This is a genomic window from Gemmata obscuriglobus (assembly GCF_008065095.1).
Taxonomy (GTDB): Bacteria; Planctomycetota; Planctomycetia; order Gemmatales; family Gemmataceae; genus Gemmata; species Gemmata obscuriglobus.
In genome coordinates, this window is sequence record NZ_CP042911.1 from 3,495,774 (window position 1) to 3,518,486 (window position 22,713).

Annotated in this window: 17 protein-coding genes, 2 tRNA genes and 5 pseudogenes; 12 read left to right on the forward strand and 12 right to left on the reverse strand. The window is 66.5% G+C overall.

Annotated elements, in window-relative coordinates; translation table 11 throughout:
- Positions 1-88: 88 nt before the first annotated feature.
- Entirely contained in the window at positions 89-1,330 is a 1,242-nt protein-coding gene (locus tag GobsT_RS14465; RefSeq protein ID WP_010044538.1) for a protein kinase domain-containing protein, read from the forward strand.
- 75 nt (positions 1,331-1,405) lie between these two features.
- Here GobsT_RS14465 and GobsT_RS14470 read toward each other — a convergent pair whose 3' ends face one another.
- A complete protein-coding gene (locus GobsT_RS14470; RefSeq protein ID WP_010044539.1) occupies positions 1,406-1,648 on the reverse strand; it encodes a tetratricopeptide repeat protein in 243 nt (80 codons plus the stop codon).
- Between the two features lie 283 nt (positions 1,649-1,931).
- Between GobsT_RS14470 and GobsT_RS41040 the strand changes: the two genes are divergently transcribed.
- Positions 1,932-3,142, forward strand: a protein-coding gene (locus GobsT_RS41040) for an ISAzo13 family transposase (protein ID WP_417936405.1) whose coding sequence is annotated in 2 segments (ribosomal slippage) — positions 1,932-2,403 and positions 2,403-3,142 — 1,212 coding nt in all. Because the reading frame shifts where the segments join, the coding sequence is not laid out codon by codon here.
- Between the two features lie 19 nt (positions 3,143-3,161).
- On the opposite strand, the pseudogene GobsT_RS14480 reads toward GobsT_RS41040, so the two are convergent.
- The 5 genes and pseudogenes from GobsT_RS14480 to GobsT_RS14500 form a co-directional block, all read right to left on the reverse strand.
- Positions 3,162-3,916: pseudogene (locus GobsT_RS14480) on the reverse strand (IS5 family transposase).
- A gap of 114 nt (positions 3,917-4,030) precedes the next feature.
- Entirely contained in the window at positions 4,031-4,231 is a 201-nt protein-coding gene (locus tag GobsT_RS14485) for an IS3 family transposase (RefSeq protein ID WP_010044547.1), read from the reverse strand.
- 49 nt (positions 4,232-4,280) lie between these two features.
- A complete protein-coding gene (locus GobsT_RS14490) occupies positions 4,281-5,612 on the reverse strand; it encodes an IS701 family transposase (RefSeq protein ID WP_010034542.1) in 1,332 nt (443 codons plus the stop codon).
- A gap of 66 nt (positions 5,613-5,678) precedes the next feature.
- Positions 5,679-6,191, reverse strand: a complete 513-nt coding sequence (locus GobsT_RS14495; protein WP_010044549.1) for a transposase — start codon at positions 6,189-6,191, stop codon at positions 5,679-5,681.
- A 47-nt stretch (positions 6,192-6,238) separates the two neighbouring features.
- A complete protein-coding gene (locus tag GobsT_RS14500) occupies positions 6,239-6,760 on the reverse strand; it encodes a helix-turn-helix domain-containing protein (protein WP_010034520.1) in 522 nt (173 codons plus the stop codon).
- A gap of 172 nt (positions 6,761-6,932) precedes the next feature.
- Here GobsT_RS14500 and GobsT_RS14505 point away from each other — a divergent pair, with 172 nt between their 5' ends.
- Positions 6,933-7,115, forward strand: coding sequence for a hypothetical protein (locus GobsT_RS14505; protein ID WP_010033103.1), 183 nt, complete (start codon positions 6,933-6,935; stop codon positions 7,113-7,115).
- 3 nt (positions 7,116-7,118) lie between these two features.
- Positions 7,119-8,069 (forward strand): transposase, encoded by a 951-nt coding sequence (locus tag GobsT_RS14510; protein ID WP_081471794.1) that lies wholly within the window; start codon positions 7,119-7,121, stop codon positions 8,067-8,069.
- A 96-nt stretch (positions 8,070-8,165) separates the two neighbouring features.
- Here the strand turns inward: GobsT_RS14510 and GobsT_RS14515 are convergent.
- The 3 genes from GobsT_RS14515 to GobsT_RS14525 form a co-directional block, all read right to left on the reverse strand.
- Positions 8,166-8,236 (reverse strand) — tRNA-Gln (locus GobsT_RS14515).
- Positions 8,237-8,402: 166 nt separating this feature from the next.
- A tRNA-Cys gene (locus tag GobsT_RS14520) sits at positions 8,403-8,474 on the reverse strand.
- 60 nt (positions 8,475-8,534) lie between these two features.
- Positions 8,535-9,278, reverse strand: coding sequence for an RraA family protein (locus tag GobsT_RS14525; RefSeq protein WP_010044560.1), 744 nt, complete (start codon positions 9,276-9,278; stop codon positions 8,535-8,537).
- 159 nt (positions 9,279-9,437) lie between these two features.
- On the opposite strand from GobsT_RS14525, the gene GobsT_RS14530 reads away from it, so the two are divergent.
- The 5 genes and pseudogenes from GobsT_RS14530 (at position 9,438) to GobsT_RS40855 (ending at position 15,063) form a co-directional block, all read left to right on the forward strand.
- Positions 9,438-10,796 (forward strand): DUF1501 domain-containing protein, encoded by a 1,359-nt coding sequence (locus GobsT_RS14530; protein ID WP_010044561.1) that lies wholly within the window; start codon positions 9,438-9,440, stop codon positions 10,794-10,796.
- 451 nt (positions 10,797-11,247) lie between these two features.
- Entirely contained in the window at positions 11,248-11,718 is a 471-nt protein-coding gene (locus tag GobsT_RS14535; RefSeq protein WP_010037885.1) for a helix-turn-helix domain-containing protein, read from the forward strand.
- Entirely contained in the window at positions 11,688-12,383 is a 696-nt protein-coding gene (locus GobsT_RS14540; RefSeq protein WP_010033548.1) for a transposase, read from the forward strand. The genes GobsT_RS14535 and GobsT_RS14540 overlap by 31 nt, the downstream gene beginning before the upstream one ends.
- Before the next feature lie 147 nt (positions 12,384-12,530).
- Positions 12,531-13,481, forward strand: a pseudogene (locus GobsT_RS14545) (IS630 family transposase); the annotation flags it as partial.
- Between the two features lie 251 nt (positions 13,482-13,732).
- Positions 13,733-15,063 (forward strand): annotated as a pseudogene (locus GobsT_RS40855) (IS701 family transposase).
- Positions 15,064-15,159: 96 nt separating this feature from the next.
- Here GobsT_RS40855 and GobsT_RS14555 read toward each other — a convergent pair.
- The 3 genes and pseudogenes from GobsT_RS14555 to GobsT_RS41045 all read right to left on the reverse strand — a co-directional run.
- A pseudogene (locus GobsT_RS14555) lies at positions 15,160-16,363 on the reverse strand (IS110 family RNA-guided transposase).
- A 268-nt stretch (positions 16,364-16,631) separates the two neighbouring features.
- Positions 16,632-17,222: an IS5/IS1182 family transposase gene (locus GobsT_RS14560; RefSeq protein WP_010044567.1), complete on the reverse strand. Its 591-nt coding sequence runs from the start codon at positions 17,220-17,222 to the stop codon at positions 16,632-16,634.
- Positions 17,223-17,308: 86 nt separating this feature from the next.
- A pseudogene (locus tag GobsT_RS41045) lies at positions 17,309-17,491 on the reverse strand (transposase); the annotation flags it as partial.
- 303 nt (positions 17,492-17,794) lie between these two features.
- Here GobsT_RS41045 and GobsT_RS14570 point away from each other — a divergent pair.
- The 3 genes from GobsT_RS14570 (at position 17,795) to GobsT_RS14580 (ending at position 22,710) form a co-directional block, all read left to right on the forward strand.
- Entirely contained in the window at positions 17,795-18,499 is a 705-nt protein-coding gene (locus tag GobsT_RS14570; protein WP_109571089.1) for an ISAzo13-like element transposase-related protein, read from the forward strand.
- Positions 18,500-18,886: 387 nt separating this feature from the next.
- Complete coding sequence (locus tag GobsT_RS14575; protein ID WP_109571088.1) at positions 18,887-19,432, forward strand: hypothetical protein; 546 nt, start codon at positions 18,887-18,889, stop codon at positions 19,430-19,432.
- A 194-nt stretch (positions 19,433-19,626) separates the two neighbouring features.
- Positions 19,627-22,710, forward strand: coding sequence for an HzsA-related protein (locus tag GobsT_RS14580; protein ID WP_010048029.1), 3,084 nt, complete (start codon positions 19,627-19,629; stop codon positions 22,708-22,710).
- Positions 22,711-22,713 lie beyond the last annotated feature (3 nt).

Sequence of the window (22,713 nt, forward strand, 5' to 3'; positions counted from 1 at the left end):
GCCCGCGCTGCTACCATACTTTTCACACGTCGTGAGCCCGAAGCTCGCCCAGTCATCGCCCCAGTTCGCATTGAGGCGGGAGCGCCGAATGCCCGTTTCGTACAGGTGCCCGAACCCCGGCTGCGGGGTCGCGCTGAAAACGCCCATGCGCCTGCGCGGCGGAAAGGTTATCACCTGCCCGCGGTGCGGGTTCCGTTTCGTCCCCGAACTGAGCGGGGAGGGAGGCCCCCTCCGCCCGGATTCCCCCGGCGGCCCGCTCCCGTTGCCGGACACCCGCGCGCAGGGCAGCGTCGAGCGCGCCCGCCTCGACCCGCTCTCGGCGGTCCAGGCCGTCGAGCCGATCCGGCTGTCGTTCGCGACCGGCGACCCGCTGCCGGGGCTATCGAGTTGGGTGCTGGAACGGCAGATCGGGGCCGGCGGGTTCGGCGAGGTGTGGCTGGTGCGGCACGAGTGGAAAGCAGAGCGCCGCGCGGTCAAGTTCTTCACCCACCCCGACGTGCGGCACCGGCTCGTCACCCACGAAAAGAAGGTGCTGGTTCGCGTCATGAAGCACGCGGGCGACCACCCGAACATCGTCCCGCTGCTGGAGTGCAACCTGGACGGCGACATGCCGTGGCTGATGTATGAGTACGTCGAGGGCGGGACGCTGATCGACGCGGTCCGCGAGTGGCAGGTTCGCACCGCGCCGAAGCGGGTCCGCCGGGCGGTGCGCACGCTGTTCGCGGTCGCGGCGGCCATCGCACACTGCCACCGCCTGAAGATCCCCATCGTTCACCGCGACCTGAAGCCCGCTAACGTGCTGCGCGACGCGACGGGCACGTTCCGGGTGACCGACTTCGGGATCGGCGGCGCCGCGAGCGCGCCCCCCGCGGACGGGGCCACGCACGGGTATTTGACCAACAGTGGGCGGGTGCCCACTCTGCTCCGCGCCGCCGGCAGCTTCGGGTACGCCAGCCCGCAGCAGCGCAACGGCGACCCGCCGGATCCGCGGGACGACGTGTACGCGCTCGGGGTGCTCGGGTTCCAGATGTTGATGGGGGATCTGACGCGCTGGCCCGGGCCGGACATGGCCGACGACCTCCGCGCGCTGGGGCTGACGCGCAGCATCGTTTCGCTGCTGGTGCAGAGCGTGTCACACAACCCGGCCCGTCGGCCCAGCGACGCGCACGAGTGGAAGCTGGCGCTCGAATCGCTGACCACCAAGAGCGGCGCCGATCCGGGTTCCACCGGGGCGCACGCGACGATCACCCCGCCCCCGGTCATGACCCCGCCGCCGGGGGGCGGCACCGATAGCACCGCCGACGGACGCGCGCCGGGCGACTCGCGCTGAGCAGACGGTTGTCCGGTTCATAACGAGCCTGACCCGGACGGACCGACGCCGCAGCGCACACCTGCCGCGGTCACTTTACTGCCAGGAGAAGCAACCGGGCGTGGCGGTGTTGATCTGGCGCAGCACCTTTCCGACCTCCGGCTCCGTTCGAGGGTCGAGCCGTGCGGCCTCCCGCAGGTGCTCCCGGGCGGGGCCGGGCCGGCCGCCGTCGTGGTAGTGTCGGCCGAGTTGGAGGTGGAACTGGGCCGCACGCCCGGGGAGCACGTCCAGCCCCATCTTCAGGGCCAGTTCGGCGTCGACCGGGCGGACGGTCCGCACGGGCGTTGAACGCGAGCCCCTCGATCGCGGTCGCGCACATGTCAGCGGTTCGCGGGTTGCTCGCGGCTTGCGGGCGCAACTTGTCCAGCACGCGCTGGTACAACTCGTCGCTCGCGGTCCAGCGCTTCTGGTCCCGGTAGACGGTCGCCAGCAAAAGGGTGACCGTGTCGTCGTCCGGGCGGCCTAGGGCGTGTGGACAGTTAGGGACTCGGCAAAAAATAACTATCCCAAGTCTCGTATCGTAGGATGACCTTCTCGGTGGTACCCGCAGGAGGTCGCTGTGATTCCGTTCGGCGAGACACTCACGCCCGCGTTGATCGAGGCGGCGAACGATCTGCGCGGGGCGCAACGACGGTTGTTCATGGCCCGGGTGGTGCGTGCGTTGGGTCCCGGCGGTCAACGCCGAGCCGAAGAGGCGTTCGGGTGGAACCGGGTCACCATCCGCAAGGGCATGCGGGAACTGAACTCGGGCGTCGTGGCCCGCGACGCGTTCTCGGCGCGAGGCCGGCACCGTGCCGAGGACCGATTGCCCGACCTGCTGGCCGACATCCGGGACCTCGTCACCAGCCAGAGCCAGGCGGACCCGCGGTTCCGCACCCTGCGCCTGTATACCCGGCTGACGGCCGAAGAAGTGCGGCGTCAGCTGGTCGCCACGAAGGGGTACCGCGCGGACCAGTTGCCCCAGGCGCGAACCCTCCGCACCAAGCTCAACGACCTCGGGTTCCACCCGACCAAGGTTCTCAAGTGCGTGCCCAAAAAAAGATCCCCCAGACCGATGCCATCTTCGCACGGCTGAAGGAGATCAACCCGCAGGCCGACGCTAGTGCCGACACGCTGCGGCTGTCGCTGGACGCGAAAGCCGGTGTTCAGGTGGGGGCGTACTCGCGCAAGGGCAAGAACCGAGTACGAACGAAGGCCGCGGACCACGACTTCCGGGCCGAAGAGGTCCTGACACCCTACGGGCTGTTGCTGCCGCGTGACAGCGACCTGTGGCTGTACTTCACGACGTCGCGGGTGACGAGCGATTTCATCGTGGACATCCTGGACCGCTGGTGGGTACAGCACCAGCCGCGCTTCCCGCGGGTCCGGACACTGGTCATCAACCAAGACAACGGGCCGGAGAACAAAGGCCGGCGAACCCAGTTCCTCAAGAGGATGGTGGCCTTGGCGCGTCAGCGGAGGCGGCTCGTGCGGCTGGCGTATTACCCGCCCTACCACAGCAAGTACAACCCGATCGAGCACTGCTGGGGGGTACTCGAGAACCACTGGGGCGGAGATCTGTTAGACACCCGCGAAGCGGTCCTCGGGTTCGCCCGGTCGATGACCTGGGGCGGCAAGCATCCCACCGTTGAGGTACTGACCGATGCCTACCCGAAGGGCGTCCGCTTGACGAAAAAGGAAATGGCGCAGGTCGAAGACGAGGTTCATCGGCTGCCGGATCTCAACGATTGGTTCGTGGACATCCCTGGCCACGAACTGCCTCCGTTGGGATAGTTATTTTTTGCCGAGTCCCTTACCGTAGCAAGATCATAATGGATGCAATGTGAACGAATGCGAGGGAGTTGCGCGCGGTTTTGTCGTACCGTGTCGCAACCCGTCGGTATTGTTTGGCCTTAGCCCAGAACCGCTCGACCAGATTGCGGTCCTTGTACCGGTCGGTATCGATGTGCCGCTGCTCGGCCCGGTTCTTGCGGCTCGGAATCACCGCCTCGCCACCCCGGGCCTCAATGCCATCCACGAGTTCCTGTTTGTCATATCCCTTGTCGCCGATGGTCACCGCCGGTGGAGCCCCGGCCAGCAACTCCTCAGCGTGCGTGATGTCCGCGTCTTGGCCCGGGCTCAGCAGCAACCGGGTGGGCAACCCGAGCCCGTTCACTCGGACGTGGATCTTAGTTCCGAACCCGCCCCGGCTGCGGCCCAACGCCTGCTCCTCTTGGCCTCCGGTTCCGTCGGACTGTTTTTCGCACCAGCGGCGCACGGGTGCGCCCGGATCACCGTCGAATCGAGGATCAACCACTCCAGGTCCGGATCCTGGAGCGCATCGAACAGCTTCTGCCAGAGCCCCGCTCGGGACCAACGGTCGAACCGCTTCCACACCCCGTTCCAGTCCCCGAACCGGTCCGGCAGGTCACGCCACGGGATCCCGGTCTTGCCCACGAACAGAACCGCATCGATGAACCGCCGCTTGGTTCCCGCCGGACCATACTTGGGCAGCAGCGGCTCAATGCGAGCCCAGTCGGCGTCCGAAATGGTGTGGCGGGACCGCATCAATAGCTCTCCAAATCGAGGGGAGCTAAAATAGTCAGATTTGCGTTTATGTCCGCACGCCCTAGATCACGTTGGCTGAATCGACCTTCCACCAAGGCAGACGGTTCCCTGGTTTCACACATTGAGCGGGCGGCCCGCGTAGGTCCACTTGTAGGGCTTGGCTCGCGTCCGGTTGTAGTACGCGATGTACGCCAGTATCTTCTCACGCAGGTCCGCCACCGAACGGAAGTTCCCTCGACGCAACACACGCCTGGCCAGCACGCGGAACCCGATCTCCACCTGGTTCCGCCACGACGTGTGCTTGGGTACGTACACGAAACGAACCCGATGGCTCGCATCTGTAGTTTCCGCGAATCGGCCGCGCTCACGCGGCCAGATCCAAGCACCGGTGGGCGAGGTCGCGGATTTTCGCGTGGTCGTGGTGCTCGCCCACAACGGCCTGAATCTCCTGGGCCAACAGCTCGTGTTGCCAGGCCCGGCGCTTGTCCGCGTGGCTCGGGCGCCGGTTCGGGTCGTCCCACGGGGATGCGGATCGGTGCCCCACCAGGGCCTCGGCGTTCTGGTTCCAGGCCCACACCTCGGTCAGGGTGTGGGCCCACGCGCACAGGTGGAAGCACCCCACGTTCGACGGCACCCCGCGCACCTGCTGCTGACCCGCCCCGGCGACTTGTTTGAGATCCCGAAAACAGGTCTCCAGGGTGAACCGGTCGGCCACCCGCTCCAGGATGTCGGCCACGGTCGCGGTGGTGTCGGTGCCGAAGAACGCGACCCATCCGTGGGGCTCGTCCACCAACACCACCCGGATCGCCCCACCGGCCGGGCGCCACGTGGCCACGAACGTCTTGTACCGCTTCTCGACCGACTTCCCGTACACGGTGAACATGCCGGTGCTCCACCCGCCGGGGTGGGCGGCCCGCTTGGCCAGCGACACCCGCTCGGTCCCGTACACCCGCGGCCGCCCGGGCCGCCCGGGTACTCGCGCCGGTGGCACCGAGCACAGGGCCGCATCCCGGCGCAGTCGGCTCACCACCGTCACCCCGAGCTTCCGCAGCGGCTTGAGCACCGGCCCCTGGGCGTACGCCCCGTCGGCCACCACCCACACCGCCTTCCCCCACAACGCCAGCCACCCGTGCGCCCACCGCACCAAGCCCACGGCCATGGTCAGCTTGGTTGCGAACGGGGGCCGGTCCGCCGCCCGAACCGCCCCCAGGTTCGCCTTCCGGATGTACCGCCGGGCCAACAGGGGTAACGCCACGACCCCGCCCAGCGGGTGCGCCACCAGCAACCCGAGGACCACCCACACGTGCCCGTACACGAACCCGCTCCCGGCCGGCCCGGGGGTCGGGTTGTGGTGCACCCCGGCCCCTTGCACCTGGGAACCGTACCGCGCCGTCGGGGTGTCATCCAACGCGAGCACGACCCGCGGCCCGGTCACCAACGGCCGGAGCACCTCGACCAACAACCGGGTGGCGATGGCCTCGGCCCGGCGCCCGACGGCGGCCGCGGTGGGGTAGCAGCGGCGGTACTGGGACGACAACCCGGCGGCTCGGATCCAGCAACTCCGGGCCTGTCGCCCGCGGGCCAACAGCACCCCCAGGAACAACAGCGCCAACCGCCGGCCCGAGCGCCGATCCAAGGCACCGGCCAGAATCGAAAACCACTGGCACCGCGGGGCCGGAGTGTGCGAAGATGGCATCGCCGCGTCCGTTCGGGTTGGGAGGTCGTGTGGTAACGCCATCCTCCCGGACGGGCCGGCATTCGTCTACTTCGAACGTACCACCATCACCGCCCGGCCTACAAATTCGCGGAAAGTACAGCTCGCATCCGTCAGGAACGCCTTCCGCGTCGCCACCGACTTCAGAATGCCACTCTTCCCCTTCTCCCCCAGCGACTCCGCCGCGATCCCGCACAGCGACGCCACCCACAACACCAGCGTCGCCGAGGTGTGCGTCGTCAGGTTGTCCGCCACGAAGATCCACCCCGCCTCTGGGTCCGTCGCCACCGTCTGTTCGATGTGGGTGGCGAAGTCCTTCTCGCCCCGCGTCGCCTGAACCGTCGGGGCGATCGCCTGACCCGTTGCCACCGCGAAGTTCCCGATCAAGCACTGCGTCCCATGCCGCTTGTACTCGAACTCGACCTTTTCGGTCTGACCCGGCCGCATCGGCCGGGTCGGGGCGATCCGCTCCTTCGCCTGGACCCCCGTCATCTCGTCCACGCACACCGTGTGAACCCCGGCCTTCGACCGATCCGGGGCCGCCGGGTAGCAGTCGCACACCTCCCGGACGTGTTGGGCGAACGCCTCGGGATCCTTGGGGTTCGCGTTCAGCCAGTACCGACTCCGATGGGGCTGGAGTTCGGCACTTTTAAAAAGCGTCCGACGTGGCGGACGGAGATGGCCGGAACGATCCCGCGTGCCACGACCTCCTCGGCCAACTCGGCCGGGGTCCAGTGCGTCACGGGTCGGCCCGAATCCTCCGGCGGCTCACACGCGACCGCGATGATCCGGGCGATCGGGTCGGGAGCAAACGTCCCCGGGCAACCGGACCTGGGGTTGTCACTCAGGACATCCTCGATCGCCGTCTCCAGGGCCGAGAGACCTTCGAGGCACTCGATGCGGACCAGGGTGTCGAAGACGTCCGCCCAGCGTCGCCGCCAGATCCCGACGGCGGGCCGCTCACACCCGAGTGGCTCGGCGATCGGTCCGTTCTGCAGGCGGTCGAAGGCGAGCAGGATGATCTCGGCTCGCTGTGCCAATCCCCGCGGGCAGGAGCGGGACCGAACCCACCGTTGGAGGATCTCTTGCTGCCGCTCCGTGATGACCACCTTGGCGGCCTTCCCTGGCATGACCGGCTCCGCACGGGGTGTCAATCTGGGATACCCCGCGAGGATGACGAAACTCCCGTCGTGATGGAAGGCCGATTCAGCCAGCCTGATCTAGTGCATCGTCAAGCCAAGGAATTAGGATGTTACTGAGCCCGGTTTGTGGGGCACTGGTGGCATCCTCCGGGGCTCTGTCATGCAGAAGAAGTATATCGTCCGGCTCACGGCGGATGAGCGCGCGACGCTGGCGGACGTGGTCCAGAAGCTCAAGGGGTCGTCGCAGAAGGTGCGCCGCGCGCAGATCCTGCTGAAGGCCGACGCGGACGGCCCGGGGTGGACCGACGCGAAGATCGCCGAGGCCGTGAGGTGCCGGACGTAGACCGTGGAGAACGTGCGCGAGCGGCTCGTCACGTCGGGGTTCGAAGTGGCCCTCAACGGTCGGCCCCGGGGCCACGCGCCCCGGCCCAAGGTGCTCGACGGCCAGCAAGAAGCCCAGGTCATCGCGATGCGGTTGGGGCCGCCCCCCCAAGGGGTTCGCCAACTGGACCTTGCGGCTCCTGGCCGAGAACGTCGTGGCCCTGGAGATCGTGCCCGCGATCAGCCACGAGACGATCCGCCGGACCCTAAAAAAAGTGGACTGACGAGTCGCAAGATCGAGTACGGGGTGATCCCACCGAAGGCCGATGGGGAGTTCGTGGCCCACATGGAGGTGGTCCTGGACACGTACACCACGCCCTACGATTGCCGGTACCCGGTGCTGAACAGGGACGAGCAGCCAATCCCGTTGCTGAAGGAGACGCGGGTCCCGATCCCGGCCACGACGAATCACCCGCGGCGGGTCGATTACGAGTACGAGCGGGCCGGGACGGCGAGCATCTTCATGTTCGGTGAGCCCCTGGCCGGGTGGCGCCAGGGGCGGGGCCGGGAGCACCGGGCCAAGGTCGACTGGGCGGTGGAGATGGGGGCGCTGTTGCGGGGCCGGTACGCGGCCGCCGAGAAGGTGATCCGGGTGTGCGACAACCGGAACACGCACACCATCGGGGCGTTCTACGAGGCATTCGATCCGGTCACGGCCCGGGCCCTGGTGCGTCGGCTCGAGTTCCGCCACACGCCCAAGCACGGCAGCGGGCTCAACATCGCCGAGAACGAGCTGAGCGCGAGGACCCGGCAATGCGTGCACGGCCGCCGGTTCGCGACGATCGAGGCGTTGCGCGCGGAGACGGTCGCGTGGCACGAGTACGTCAACGACAAGCCGCGCGGCGTCGAGTGGCAATTTCGCACCGACGACGCGAGAACCAAACTGAACTCGCTCTACCCTAAAATTAAAACCTGACGCTGCACTAGCCCGTGGTCTACCTCGAAATCCTTGCCAATTGAGAAACGCACAAGGCCCGCCATAACTCGTTGTTGTGGCGGGCTTTGTGTTGAGTTGGGGAACTAGGATTCGAACCTAGACTAAGTGAGTCAGAGTCACTCGTGCTACCGTTACACCATTCCCCAATTCGCTTCGAACCGAGCCAGTTACAGAGCTGAGTATAGCGAGTATGTTGCGAACAGGCAAGAGCCCGAATACGGCGGTAAACGGGCCGCGAGTAAGTCGTGCTGACAAACGACACAAGCTCCTGAAATTTCAGGGGCTTGTGAGGGTCCATGGTTTTTGACCGAGAGGCCTCGCCCGGATTTGAACCGGGGAATGACGGTTTTGCAAACCGTTGCCTTACCACTTGGCTACGAGGCCGGCGACAACTCACTCACCAAATTTTATCGGTCGCGGGGCGAAGCGTCAATTGTACCCTCTTTATCGGACGGCAGCGGCCCGTGACTTGAGGCTCTTTCCGAGTTCAGTCATCCGCCGTTTGCACTCGTCACGGGCCGCTACAAACCCCGACGCGGTTGCACTTCCCTGGCGAAGGTAGTTGAGCACAACGGCTTCCGCGTCCATGAAGCCCGCGCACCCCTCGGCGGTCAAAGCGGCCAACTCGGGCGGAATTGTGGTGATCCCGTTCCGGTCACCGTGCAGCAGCTCTCCGGGGGCGATCCAAACCCCACCAACTCGCACCGGCACTTCCAGTTCCACGATCTGTGTGTAGCCGTGCGACGGCATCGTACCCGCCGTAAAGCACGGGAACTTGAGAGGCTCGACCTGATCGAGGTCGCGCCCGCAGCCGCTCGTCACGAGCCCCACGCACCCGAACGCCTGGTAAGTGGTACACATGATCTCGCCGAAAGTCGCGGCGACGGGCGGATCATCGAGGTCCTGGAACACGACCACTTTCGGTCCGCTCAGGGCAGCGATTCGCTCGACCTGTGCCCCCAAACCCATGTATGTGTCGCCGCCCCGCAGGGGGGCACCGGCCCGGAAGGTCGCGGTGGTCGCGAATCCCACCATCGGCGGCAGGGACGGGTAACACGCCTTGATGCGGGCGTCTGTGTAGCCTACGATCCGCGACCGGCATTCGAAGAGTTCCAACACGTTGCACACGGTCGGCGTGTCGTACTTCCGCAAGGCTTCGAGAACGGATTCCGGGACTTCGGCCGGCATGATGAACGTTCCTTGTGCGGCAACGCGGTGACAGTTCCGGGTGTTTTATATTGCGACCGCACGGTTTCCGGATTATCCTTTGGGAAAGAACCGGAGCGCCACGCGCTCTTCCCACCTGCCAGTTTCCCACCCCTTACCCCACTCCCAGGGGCTGTCGCCATGTTGTCCATTCCCTTTGGGCGCACGCGCTTCTGCGACGGCGTCTCCCGCCGCAACTTCATGAAAGTCGGCGCGCTCTCGTTCGGCGCGATGAATCTGACGCTCGCGGACGTTTTTCGCGCCGAGGCCGCCGCGAAACAGCACGACCCGTTCGCCCGCACGCGGCACAAAGCCGTTATCAACATCTTCCTGGGCGGCGGACCGCCCCACCAGGACATGTGGGACATCAAGACCGAGGCGCCGGCCGAGGTGCGCGGCGAGTTCAAGCCGATCGCGACCAACGTGACCGGCATCCAGATCGGCGAAACGTTCTCCCGGATCGCGAAGATGGCGGACAAGTTCGCGTTCATCCGGTCCGTCGTCGGTGCCCGCGGCGGCCACGACGCCTACCAGTGTACCACCGGGTGGCCGCAACAATCGCTGGCGTCGATGGGCGGGCGCCCGAGCCTGGGTAGTACGGTGACGAAGTTGCAAGGGAACGTCGACCCGAGCGTGCCGCCGTTCATCGGGCTGGCCGAAAAGACCCAGCACGTGCCCTGGAGCGATGCGGGCCAGACCGGGTTCCTGGGCAGCACGTTCGGGCCGTTCAAGCCGAGCGGCCCCGACATGGTGAACATGACCGTCAACACCGCCAACCGCGACAACCTGCCGGACCGCAAGAAACTCCTCGGCCACTTTGATGACATGAAACGCGCCGCGGATTACGCCGGCGCCCTTCAGGGCGCGGACGCGGCGACCGAGCGCGCGTTCGATGTGCTCACGTCGAGCAAACTTGTGGAAGCGCTCGACCTGTCGAAGGAGAGCCCAAAGGTCCGTGCCCGGTACGGTGATGGCAAGCCCTACAAGTACCAGTATGATGGCGCGCCGACCGCCAACGAGCATTTGCTCATGGCGCGGCGTCTGGTCGAAGCCGGGGCGCGGGTGGTCACACTCAGTTACGGTCGGTGGGACAGTCACGGGCAGAACTTCGACCTGGTCCGCGACCACGGGGGGAAACTCGACCAGTGCCTCACGGCGCTGGTCGAAGACCTCGACGCGCGCGGGATGCTGGACGACGTGACGGTGATCGCGTGGGGCGAGTTCGGCCGCACCCCGACCATCAACAAGGACGCGGGCCGCGACCACTGGCCGCAGGTGAGCTGTGCGATCCTCGCCGGGGGTGGAATGAAAACCGGCCAGGTGATCGGCAGCACGGACCGCACCGGGAGCAACGCCAAGGAGCGCCCCGTCGGGTTCGGTGACATCTTCGCGACCCTGTACCACAACCTCGGGCTGAACTCCGAGACGACAACAATACTCGACCCGACCGGGCGCCCGCAGCACCTTGCCGAAGGCAAAGCGCTACCGGAACTCGTGTGACTCGCCCCGAGCGCATCCAGTGGGGCTGTTGGCGCTGGACTCACTGCTACCACCAACCCCCGCGGCTCTGATCGACCATAATATTTGCACATTAACCATGCCATTCGAAACCTAAAACAACCGGATACGGTGCGCGGCGGGACCGCCGGTACGATTCCGCTCTGCGTTTGGGCCGGGTCGCCCCGGCAGTTGCCTGCCGGGGCTCCCACAGATCCGGACGTGCGGATTTCCCGCATCCGGCTCGTCGCTTCGTGGACTCGCGTGCGTGCCTACGGCCCGGCCCGAATCGGTACGGGAAGCGGGAGCGGGAACCGCCTCAACAAACCGTTGAGCCAATCCCACGTGCCCGATCCGCCGCGCCGACGACGAACTAGTGCTGTGTCAGGCTAACGAATTAGGATGCCACGGGGTCCATTGGTATGATGGCAGCCCCCCCCCGTGAGGTGCCGCCATGATGAAGAAGTATATCGTTCGTCTTTCGGATGCGGAACGGGCCACGTTGTCGGAGGTGGTCAAGAAACTCAAGGGATCCTCGCAGAAGGTTCGTCGGGCCCAGATTCTTCTGAAGGCCGATGCCGATGGCCCGGGCTGGACGGATGCGAAGATTGCCGAGGCCGTCGGATGTCGCACCAAGACCGTGGAGAATATCCGGGAGCGCGTGGTGACGAGCGGGTTCGAGGTGGCACTCCACGGACAACCCCGGGCCGAGCCCCCGCGAGCCAAGTTGCTCGACGGCCAACAGGAAGCCCCAGTCATCGCGATGCGATTGGGTCCGCCGCCCAAGGGCTTCGCCAACTGGAGCCTGCGGTTACTGGCCGAGCAGGTCGTCGCGTTGGAGGTTGTGGACGCCATCAGCCACGAGACCATTCGTCAGACGCTCAAAAAAACGCGATGGCGCCGCGGAAGTTGGAGTACGGGGTGATCCCGCCAGACGCTGACGCGGCGTTCGTGGCGCACATGGCGTTGGTCCTGGACACCTATGCCTTGCCTTACGATTGCCTCTACCCGGTACTCAACATGGACGAGCAACCGATCCCGTTGCTCAAGGAGACGCGGGCGCCGATTCCCGCGACGAAGGATCATCCGCGCCGGGTGGACTACGAGTACGAGCGGGCGGGCACGGCGAGCATCTTCATGTTCTGTGAGGCGCTGGTGGGGTGGCGCCAGGTGAGCGTACGGGAGCGGCGGACGAAGGTGGATTGGGCGTTGGAGGTGGCCGAGTTACTACGGACTCGCTACCGGGATGCCGTGAAGGTGATCGTGGTGTGCGACAACCGGAACACGCACACGATCGGTGCGTTCTACGAGGCGTTCGACCCGGAAACGGCGCGGGCGCTGGTGAGGCGATCGGAGTTCCGCCACACGCCCAAGCACGGGAGTTGGTTGCACGTCGCGGAATGTGAGCTGAGCGCGATGACGCGGCAATGCGTGCAGGGTAGGCGGTTCGCAACGATAGAGGAGTTGAGGGTAGAGACGGCCGCCTGGCAGGACTACACCAACGACAAGCAGCGTAGCGTCGATCGGCAGTTCCGCACCGACGATGCTCGCAACAGGCTCAAATCCCTCTACCCTAAAATCAAAACCTGACACAGCACTACTGCGTCCCGGGTAGTTAACGCACCCTTTGGTCACGGATGCTCTCTAACTGGTATGAGCAGACCCATCGGAACGCCTGTCGAACTGGAACGCCGCCGTCAGCAGGCGGTATAAGCTGTTGCGGGCGGTCCGGCCCGCCAGACGGTCGCGACGGTCCTGGGGGTTCACGTCAAGACCGTGTCCCGCTGGGTCCGGGCCGCACGCACGTCCGGCGGCGTGGCGGCCAAGGTCCACCCGGGTCCGACCCCAGGCCTGACGGACGACGACCTCAAGCGATTGGCCGAGTTGCTGCTCCAAGGGGCCAAGGCCCACGGGTGGCACAACCAGCTCTGGACGGCGGCACGGGTTGCCCGGTTGATCGAGCACGAGTTCCACATCCGGTACCACCCGGAACACGTCCGGGAGATCCTCAAGCGGCAGCTCGGGTGGACCAGCCAGAAGCCCCGCCGGAAGGCCCGGGAGCGAAACGACAAGGAGGTGGCGAGGTGGGTCGGTGACGAGTTCCCCCGGATCGTCCGGGACGCGTTCCGCCGCACGGCCCACTTGGTTTTCCTGGACGAGTCGGGGTTCTTCCTGACGCCGACCGTCCGTCGCACCCTGGCCCCGCGGGGGAAGACCCCGGTCCTGACGGGGTGGGACCGTCGGGATCGACTGTCGGCGATCCGTGCCATTACCGTCAGCCCGGTGGTGGCCCGCCCGAACCTGTTCTTCGAGGTGTTCGACCACACCGTCCATGCCGAGCAGGTGGTGGCGTTCCTGGCCGACCTACACCGCCGGTTGGGACCGTTGACGGTCGTCTGGGACCGCGGGGCGATCCACGATAAGTCCGGGTGCGTACGGGCGTGGCTGGCGGGGCACCCGGGGGTGGTGACCGAGAAGTTCCCGGGGTACGCTCCGGACCTGAACCCGGACGAGGGCGTGTGGGGGTGGACCAAGTACGGGCGGCTGTCCAACCTGGCGGCTAACGACACGGACGAGTTGTGGGATCATGTGATCGACGAGTTGGGCACCGCGAAGTCCTCCCCGAACCTGTTGAAGGCATTCATCCGGGAAGCACGACTGCCGAGCCTATCAATGGCCGCTAAGTAGGGAACGTTAACTACCCGGGACGCAGTAGCCACGTCCGCCAGACCCGCGTGACCTCGTACCGCAGTCGCTGCAACGCTTCGCCGTTGCCCGGCAACCCGTAGTACGCATAATGGCCCCGCAGCTTCTGACCCTGTACTTTCCGCGAATTTGTAGGCCGGGCGGTGATGGTGGTACGTTCGAAGTAGACGAATGCCGGCCCGTCCGGGAGGATGGCGTTACCACACGACCTCCCAACCCGAACGGACGCGGCGATGCCATCTTCGCACACTCCGGCCCCGCGGTGCCAGTGGTTTTCGATTCTGGCCGGTGCCTTGGATCGGCGCTCGGGCCGGCGGTTGGCGCTGTTGTTCCTGGGGGTGCTGTTGGCCCGCGGGCGACAGGCCCGGAGTTGCTGGATCCGAGCCGCCGGGTTGTCGTCCCAGTACCGCCGCTGCTACCCCACCGCGGCCGCCGTCGGGCGCCGGGCCGAGGCCATCGCCACCCGGTTGTTGGTCGAGGTGCTCCGGCCGTTGGTGACCGGGCCGCGGGTCGTGCTCGCGTTGGATGACACCCCGACGGCGCGGTACGGTTCCCAGGTGCAAGGGGCCGGGGTGCACCACAACCCGACCCCCGGGCCGGCCGGGAGCGGGTTCGTGTACGGGCACGTGTGGGTGGTCCTCGGGTTGCTGGTGGCGCACCCGCTGGGCGGGGTCGTGGCGTTACCCCTGTTGGCCCGGCGGTACATCCGGAAGGCGAACCTGGGGGCGGTTCGGGCGGCGGACCGGCCCCCGTTCGCAACCAAGCTGACCATGGCCGTGGGCTTGGTGCGGTGGGCGCACGGGTGGCTGGCGTTGTGGGGGAAGGCGGTGTGGGTGGTGGCCGACGGGGCGTACGCCCAGGGGCCGGTGCTCAAGCCGCTGCGGAAGCTCGGGGTGACGGTGGTGAGCCGACTGCGCCGGGATGCGGCCCTGTGCTCGGTGCCACCGGCGCGAGTACCCGGGCGGCCCGGCGGCCGCGGGTGTACGGGACCGAGCGGGTGTCGCTGGCCAAGCGGGCCGCCCACCCCGGCGGGTGGAGCACCGGCATGTTCACCGTGTACGGGAAGTCGGTCGAGAAGCGGTACAAGACGTTCGTGGCCACGTGGCGCCCGGCCGGTGGGGCGATCCGGGTGGTGTTGGTGGACGAGCCCCACGGATGGGTCGCGTTCTTCGGCACCGACACCACCGCGACCGTGGCCGACATCCTGGAGCGGGTGGCCGACCGGTTCACCCTGGAGACCTGTTTTCGGGATCTCAAACAAGTCGCCGGGGCGGGTCAGCAGCAGGTGCGCGGGGTGCCGTCGAACGTGGGGTGCTTCCACCTGTGCGCGTGGGCCCACACCCTGACCGAGGTGTGGGCCTGGAACCAGAACGCCGAGGCCCTGGTGGGGCACCGATCCGCATCCCCGTGGGACGACCCGAACCGGCGCCCGAGCCACGCGGACAAGCGCCGGGCCTGGCAACACGAGCTGTTGGCCCAGGAGATTCAGGCCGTTGTGGGCGAGCACCACGACCACGCGAAAATCCGCGACCTCGCCCACCGGTGCTTGGATCTGGCCGCGTGAGCGCGGCCGATTCGCGGAAACTACAGTCTGACCTGTACTGCTCTGAAAATTACTCCGGTAGTGCTGCCGGCTCGGGTGTCGGGCGTGGCTCCAAGGTCACTTGTGCCCGAGTTGCTCCAGACGGTGCACCAGGTTGCGGGCCAACTGTTCGGGTTGGAGCCGGTCGTAGTAGTCGGCTCCGAGTTCCTGGTATGCCACCCGATGGCGGAGCACCTGATACACGATCACCAGTAGGGTATGCCCGATCGCCAGCAGGGCCCGCTCGGCGCCGCCGGGCCACCCGCCGGTACCGGGCGCCCAGGTACGTCTTCTTCGAGTGGGACGCAGCCCACCCGGCTTGCACCAGGGCCTGTCGGAGCCACCGGTTCCCGCGCCGAGTGCGTCCCGTCCGCCGCTTCCCGGCGCTCTCGTTGTTGCCGGGGCACATCCCGGCCCAGCTTGCGCATCGCCCGGCCGTCGGGAACGGGTCGACGGTCGGCCCGATCTCGGCCAGCAGCACCTCGGCCGTGTGCTTCTGGATTCCAGGGATCGTGGTCAGCAGGTTCAGCGCCTTGACGTCCGGAGCCGTGAGCTGGGCGATCCGGGCATCCAGTTGGGCCACCAGCCGATCCAGCTGATCGATGTGCTCCAGGAGCACCTGGAGTAGGAACCGGTGGTGTTCGGTCACCCGCCCGCGGAGCGCCTCCCGGAGCTGCGGGATCTTCCCCCGCATCCGGCGCCGGGCCAAGTCGGCCAGTACCGCGGGGTCGTCCTGCCCGGCGATGATGGCGTCGAGCATGGCCCGGCCGGACGCCCCGAGCACGTCGCTGGCCACGCTCCCCAGCTTGATGTTGGCGTCCTCCAGTACCTTCTGGACCCGGTTCGCCGCTGCGGTCTGCTCGGCCCCCAGTTGGGACCGGTGCCGGGTCAGATCCCGCAACTCGCGCTGGCGGGTCGGCGGGATGAAGCTGGCGGTCAGCAGCCCGTGCTGGAGCAGCTGGGCGATCCAGGCGCAGTCGGCCACGTCGGTCTTGCGCCCGGGTACCTGTTTGATGTGCTGGGCGTTCACCAGCAGGAGCGTGAACTAGCCGTCGAGGACGTTGAGCACCGGCTTCCAGTACACCCCGGTCGATTCCATGGCCGCATGGGTGACGCCCTCGGCCGCCAGCCATGTGGCCCGCTCCTCCAGGGCCCGGGTGTGGGTGGGGAAGGTGCGCACGTCCTGGCGAGCCCGCTTGCCGCCATCGTGGCGCCGGACGCACGCAACCACGGTATCCTTGTGCACGTCCAGCCCGGCGCGGTGCGGGTACACGGTGCCCACGGCCGATCCTCCTCAAGGAGAGCGGCCCGCCCCGGGGATGGCGATGGGGTCCGAACATTCTGCTCTGCGTGCTCCCCGCGGGCGCCGGGGGCGACAGTCTCGTGGTCGTGGGGCCGTCCGGCCAGACTTTCCGTCGGGCTTGAAGCACCAGTACAGTGCGGCCTCGCTCCGGGGCGGACCAACGATCAGTGTAACCGATCGCCTGTCCCCCATTTTCATGGTCTCTGTGAGCCGCAACGCGTCATGACGACTTTCCGCAAATTAGAGTCTATCTGGAAAGTTTAGTGGCCTTTTGCATGGGTTTTCGCGTGTATTTAAAGGTCGCCTGAGTGCGCGTTTTGTCGGGTGCGAGTCGTTGGAGCATGAGGTGAATCATGCTTACCTGGATCATCGCTTCGGCAGCCGCCGTTGTCCGTTCGTAGTCCTTGCTGTTGCGTCGGTACTTCCCCGTCCAAGCGTTGGTCCGCTCGATCACCCACCGGTACGGCAGATGAACCAACCCCTTGGCCCCCGCCGGACGTTCCACCACCGTCACCTGGTACCCGCCCGATTCGCGGGCCAAATACCGGTCCAGGGTCCGGTTGTTGTACGTCCCGTCGCCCCGCACCTCGCCCAACCGCACGCGGTGTTGCGGGCTCAACTTGGCGAGTACCTGCGGAGCCGTCGTGCCGTCGTCGCAACTCGCGGCCGTGACCCGCACCACCATCAGCAACCCCAAGGAATCCACGATCAGATGACGCTTCCGGCCGTTGATCTTCTGGCCGCCGTCGTAACCCCGTGCCCCACCCGCCTCGGTCCCTTTGACCGTCTGCGCGTCGATCGCCGCCTTCGCCGGGTTGGGATCCCGACCGGCCGCCACGCGGACCTGCGGACGAAGGTGTCGAGGATCCGTTGCCACGTCCCATCGGCGACCCAGGCCATCAGGTACTCGTTGGCGGTCGAACGCTTGGCCAGATCCCGGGGCAACATGGCCCATTGGCACCCGGCCTTGGCCAAGTAAAAGATGGTGTTGACCACCAAGCGCATATCCACCGTTCGGGGACGCCCGCCCGGCTTGGCGGGTGGGATCAGCGGCTCGATCACGGCCCACTGCGCGTCCGTCCAATCCGTCGGATACACGCGATCCATCGCAGCCCCATCCGTAGGTCCGAGCGATGACCCAACACTACCAACTCACGGTACTTGGGGCACCTCCAACTTTCCGGATAGACTCTGAGCGACTCCAAGCCGAGAAGGGGTACGCGGTTGCGGACCTGCCGAGCGAGCGGACCAGGCGTGACATCCTGAATCCAGTAGTTTCAAGTTCCAGGTTCCAGGTTCCAGGTTCCAAGTCGGAACCCAGTTCGTCAAAAGCGCCGGCGATCCGTGTGGCTCGTGACTCCACTTGGAACCTGGAACCTGGAACCTGGAACTTGAAACTACTGGAATCGCATGGGGTATCGGCTGAAGCGGATCCAGAAGGGCAAGCCGCTGAAGACGACGCCCGAGACGGATGCCATCTTCGCCAACGTCAAGGCCGCCCGAGCGCCGGCCGCGGCCGAGGCCGAGACGCTGGAAATCTTGGTGGACACGCGGGCCAAGGTGAACGAACGCGAATACGCCCGCGGGGGGAAAAACGCGGACCCGGTCGGACGGTACGGCGGCGAAGGGGTTGGACCATGCCCCCCCCCGGCGGCACGCAAGTGGATCCCGCTGGGGGGCCTGATGGTGGCCACCGGGGGCCTGGCGCTGGTGTTCGGGTCCAAGGAGACGAGCGACTTCTGGGTGGATGGGTTGCGGGTCCGGTGGGCACGTGTGTCGGTCGGGTGCCGGTCGATTCGCCGACTGGTCGTGTACCTGGACAACGGGCCCAATTGCTCGGGCACCCGGGCCCAGTTCCTGAAGCGGATGGTGGCGTTCGCCGATTGGTCGGGGCTCGAGGTCCGGCTCGTGTACGACCCGCCGTACCACGGCAAGTACAACCCGGTGGAGCGGTGCTGGTCGAGTCTCGAGCGGAAGTGGGGCGGGGCCCTGCTCACGTGTCTGGACGTGATCCTCGGGTACGCCCGGCGGATGACCTGGAAGGGACGGCCCCCGACGGCCGACCACCTGGTCGGGGACTACCAGGACGGGATATGGTTGACCAAGGCCCAGTGAAGCCCGTTGAGGCGCGGCTGGAGCGATCCAAGGCGCTTCCCAAGTACGACATCACCATCCGGCCCCTGAAAGCCCGCGGCGGGTAAATCTCCGCCTGCCGAACGCCTAGTCACTCGCAACCACAACCGAATGTTGGGGCCGGCGAAAGCTAAACAGCGAAATCTTGGGAACCCATCGCCGCGGCTCAACGGAGGGAATTTCCCGAACCGCTCGAATAACTCGCGCCCGGTTACCGTCTCACCGGTAAGCCCCGCCCGGTAAGCGGATCGCCCGAAAATGAATCGAGTGCGAGGGCTTGCCTTCGCCGCTCCGACGCTTACGATCTGTATCGGCCTTTCCACCGCCGCCGGCGTGGTGCCGGCGACGGTCTCACAGAAGGAGTGCAGCATGCGCGCGACCCGTTTCCTTGGCCTGGCTCTGGTGCTCGCCCTCGCCTCGTCTGTCGCCACCGGCGAAGAGCTGAAGTCCGGCCCGACCGAGAAGATCGGCGGCGCCTTCGACGTGAAGGCGATCACCGGCGAGAAGGCTGGCAAAACGCTCTGCTACGTGTGCAAGTTCGGCGGTGAGGGGCGCCCGGCCGCGGTGCTGATCTTCACCCAGAAGGCCGACGACAACCTGGTCGCCGTGGTGAAGGCGGTGGACGGCGTTCAGAAGACCAACGAGAAACTGGGCACTGTGGTGGTCGGCGTCAGCGGCGTCGAGGCCGCCGACTTCGAGAAGCTTCAGACCACCCACAAGCTGACCACCCCGCTGACCGTTGCGGCCGACAAGGACGGCCCGGCGAAGTACAGCCTGAGCAAGGACGCGGCCGTGACCGTCGTCGTGTACCAGAAGGGCGGCAAGGTGAGCAAGAACTTCGCGTTCAAGACGACCAAGGAAGCCGCCGAAAAGGCCTCGGAAATCGCCAGCGCCGCGACCGCCGCCCTCAAGTAAGTTGAGCGCGGTTTAAGAACCAGGGGGTTGAACCTCCTGGCTGTTCCCGACGAACCTTGAGGGGCTGACCGTAACTCACACCTCTTTGGTGTGCTTGCGGCCCTGTGAGGCCACCGGCAACAGCTAGGGTTTCAACCCCTCGTTGTTTTGTGTACGATGCTTTCCACCTTCTCGCCTCGTGCAGGTCCTGAGCTATGCCGTTCCGCGTTTCCGCCTTCGCGGTCGTAGCGTTCCTGTTCGCTTCGTTTGCCGGCGCGCGGCCGCAACCGGCCGACGTGAGTGGGCCGATCAACGTGACTCCGAAGCCGCTCGCGTCAGACAAGACGGTAAAGCTCGATTATGACATGGTGTATGTCCGTGCGCCGCGAAACGGCGATAAGGTCGGTACGAACTGGCCCGAGATCTCGAACCCGGTCTACATGGACGCCGGCGCCGACCTGATGCTCCTCCGCCCCGACGGTTCCGAAGAGGTGCTGGTGAGGGGCGGAAGCGGGTCGGTCACCGACCCTGCGGTGTCGTTCGACGGCGAATGGGTCTACTACTCGCACTTCCACGACATGAAGGGCGGCAGCGTTTCACAAGGCCCTTCCGGCGGCGCGGACATTTACAAGATCCATGTGAAGTCGCGGACGGTCGTCCGCCTCACCCACCAGCAGTTCACCCCCAACACCGGCGCGGCGAACTGGAGCACGGACTACCGCACCCCCGAGGCCGGGAAGAACTCCTTCGGGTACGGCGTGTTCAACACCGGCCCGTGCCCGCTGCCGGGTGGGAAGGTGGCGTTCACGAGCAACCGCAACGGGTTTAAACCGCCGAAGCGGCTGCCGCACGTCATGCAACTGTTCGTGATGGACGACGACGGCTCGAACGCCGAATGCATCGGGCACCTGAACCTCGGGATGGCGCTCCACCCGACCGTCCTGCGCGACGGGCGGATCATGTTCAGCTCGCTCGAATCGCAAGGGCTCCGCGCATCGACGCTGTGGGGGCTGTGGGTCATCAACCCGGACGGCACCGGGTGGGGGCCGATGGCCAGCGCGTTTATGCCCGGGGCGAGCCCGAGCGCGTGGCACTTCCAGACGCAGCTCTCCGACGGTTCAATCGTGGCCGAGGAGTACTACAGCCAGACGAGCAGCGGGTTCGGGAGCTTCGTGCGGTTCCCGCTGGCGGCACCGGAGGGGAAGACGTTCGGCCCGGGGTACACGCAAGACCCGCGGAACCCCCCGCTGCGTCACGGCCGGACCGACGACGGGAAGGCCCGCGTTCGGCGTCTGCCGTTCAGCCCCTTTGGGGTCGAGTCCATTACACCGTTCGCTCGTTCCGACGAGGGGCCGTCGGACTACGCGGTTCGCGGGTCGCGTACCGCGCCGCGGGTCGGCAAGGTGACGCACCCGTCGGCGGCGCCGGACAACCACCTGCTTTCGGTGTGGTCGCCGGGGCCGGTCAACGGCGGCTACACGGTTCACGTTCCCGCAGTCGATGGCGGGTTGTACCTGCTGAAAGACGGTAAGGCCGCGAACGAACCGGGCGACCTGCTGCTCATCAAGAACGACCCGAAGTTTAACGAACAGTGGCCCCGCGCGCTGGTGCCGTACAAGCGGATTCACGGCATCGACGAGCCGAAGAAACTCGCCCCGCTTGCGAACGACGGGGCGCTCTCGAAGCACCTTCCGGCGGGCACCCCGTTCGGACTGGTGGGTACGTCGAGCTTCTACAAGCGCGAGAGCTACCCCAACGGGGTGGTCAAGCCGGGCACGGTGACCGCCGCCTACGCGGGCGGTGACCCGTCGGGTTACGAAAACCTCGACTGGTTCAACCCCGCGGCCGACGCCACGTCGCTCAACTGGCTGAACCAGGGGGCGGACGTCGGCCGGTACACGAACGCCGACATCCACGCCGTGCGCATCCTCGCGATGGAACCGACGACCGACCGCAACCAGGGGCCGCAATCGGGCCGCACGTTCCGCAGCCACGCGACCGAGAAGCTCCGCATCCTCGGCGAGATCCCCCTTCGCAAGTTCCAAAACGGGAGCGAGCCGCTCGACCCGGACGGGAACCCCGACACGAGTTTCCTGGCGAAGATCCCTGCAGACGTGGGGTTCACTTTCCAGACGCTCGACCGGCGCGGGATGGTGCTGAACATGGCGCAAACGTGGCACCAAGTTCGGCCCGGCGAGATCCGCAACGACTGCGGCGGGTGCCACGCGCACAGCCAGAAGCCCACGGACTTCAAGCTCACGGCCGCGGCGAAACCGGACTACCAACTCTTCGACCTGACCGAGAAGGCGCCGCTGCTGGCGCCTCCGTCCGGCGACCAGTCGAAGAAGCAGTGGGATGCGAAAGCCGAGACGGGGCTGAAGTTCGCAGCGGGAGTGAAGAACGTCGAGTACTTCCGTGACGTGAAGCCGATCCTCGACCGGAGCTGCGCGGCCTGCCACACGCTGAAGGGCGACGCCCCGGCGAAGCTCGTGCTCGATGACGACAAGACCATCAACGTCGCCGACTGCGACGACGTTCCGGGCACCTACTACCGGCTGGCGATGGACGGCGCCGGGCGGTTCGGGCACAAACCGCTCGTCGGCGGGTGGCGCGGGGTGAACGCCTCGCGCTACGTCCGGATGTTCCAGTCCCGACGCAGCCTCCTGATTTGGAAGGTGTTCGGCGCGCGGCTCGACGGCTGGACCAACGACGACTTCCCGACGGAGACCGCCCCCGGCGACCCGCGCACACTCCAGTTGAAGGGCGAACCGGTTCCGAACACGCTCGCGAACCGCAGCCGCGCCGACCTGGATTTCACCGGCAGCGTGATGCCGCCGCCGGAAGCGGTCAAGGCCGGTAAGGTCGCGCCGCTGAGCGAGGAAGACAAACTCACCCTGGTACGGTGGATCGATCTGGGGTGTCCGATCGACCTCGACTACGACCCCAATCGCCCTGAAAAACGCGGCTTCGGCTGGGCGCTGGACGACCAGCGGCCGACGCTGACGGTTCAGACGCCACGGGCCGGCGGGAACGAGCCGCTCGAACGCATCCGGATCGGGATGCACGATTACGGCACCGGTCTGGACGCGGCGAGTTTCACGGTAACAGCCAGTGTCCCGGTCAACGGAACTGCCGCCGGTGAAAATCTGGCACCGCAGTTCGCCTCACTCGGTGGGGGCGTTTACGAACTGAAGCTGACCGCACCCCTGAACGTGGCGGGCGCGAAACTCATGGCCCGCGTGAAGGACAAACAGGGTAACGTCACTCGTGTCGATCGCACGTTTTCAGCGGGAAAATGAAGG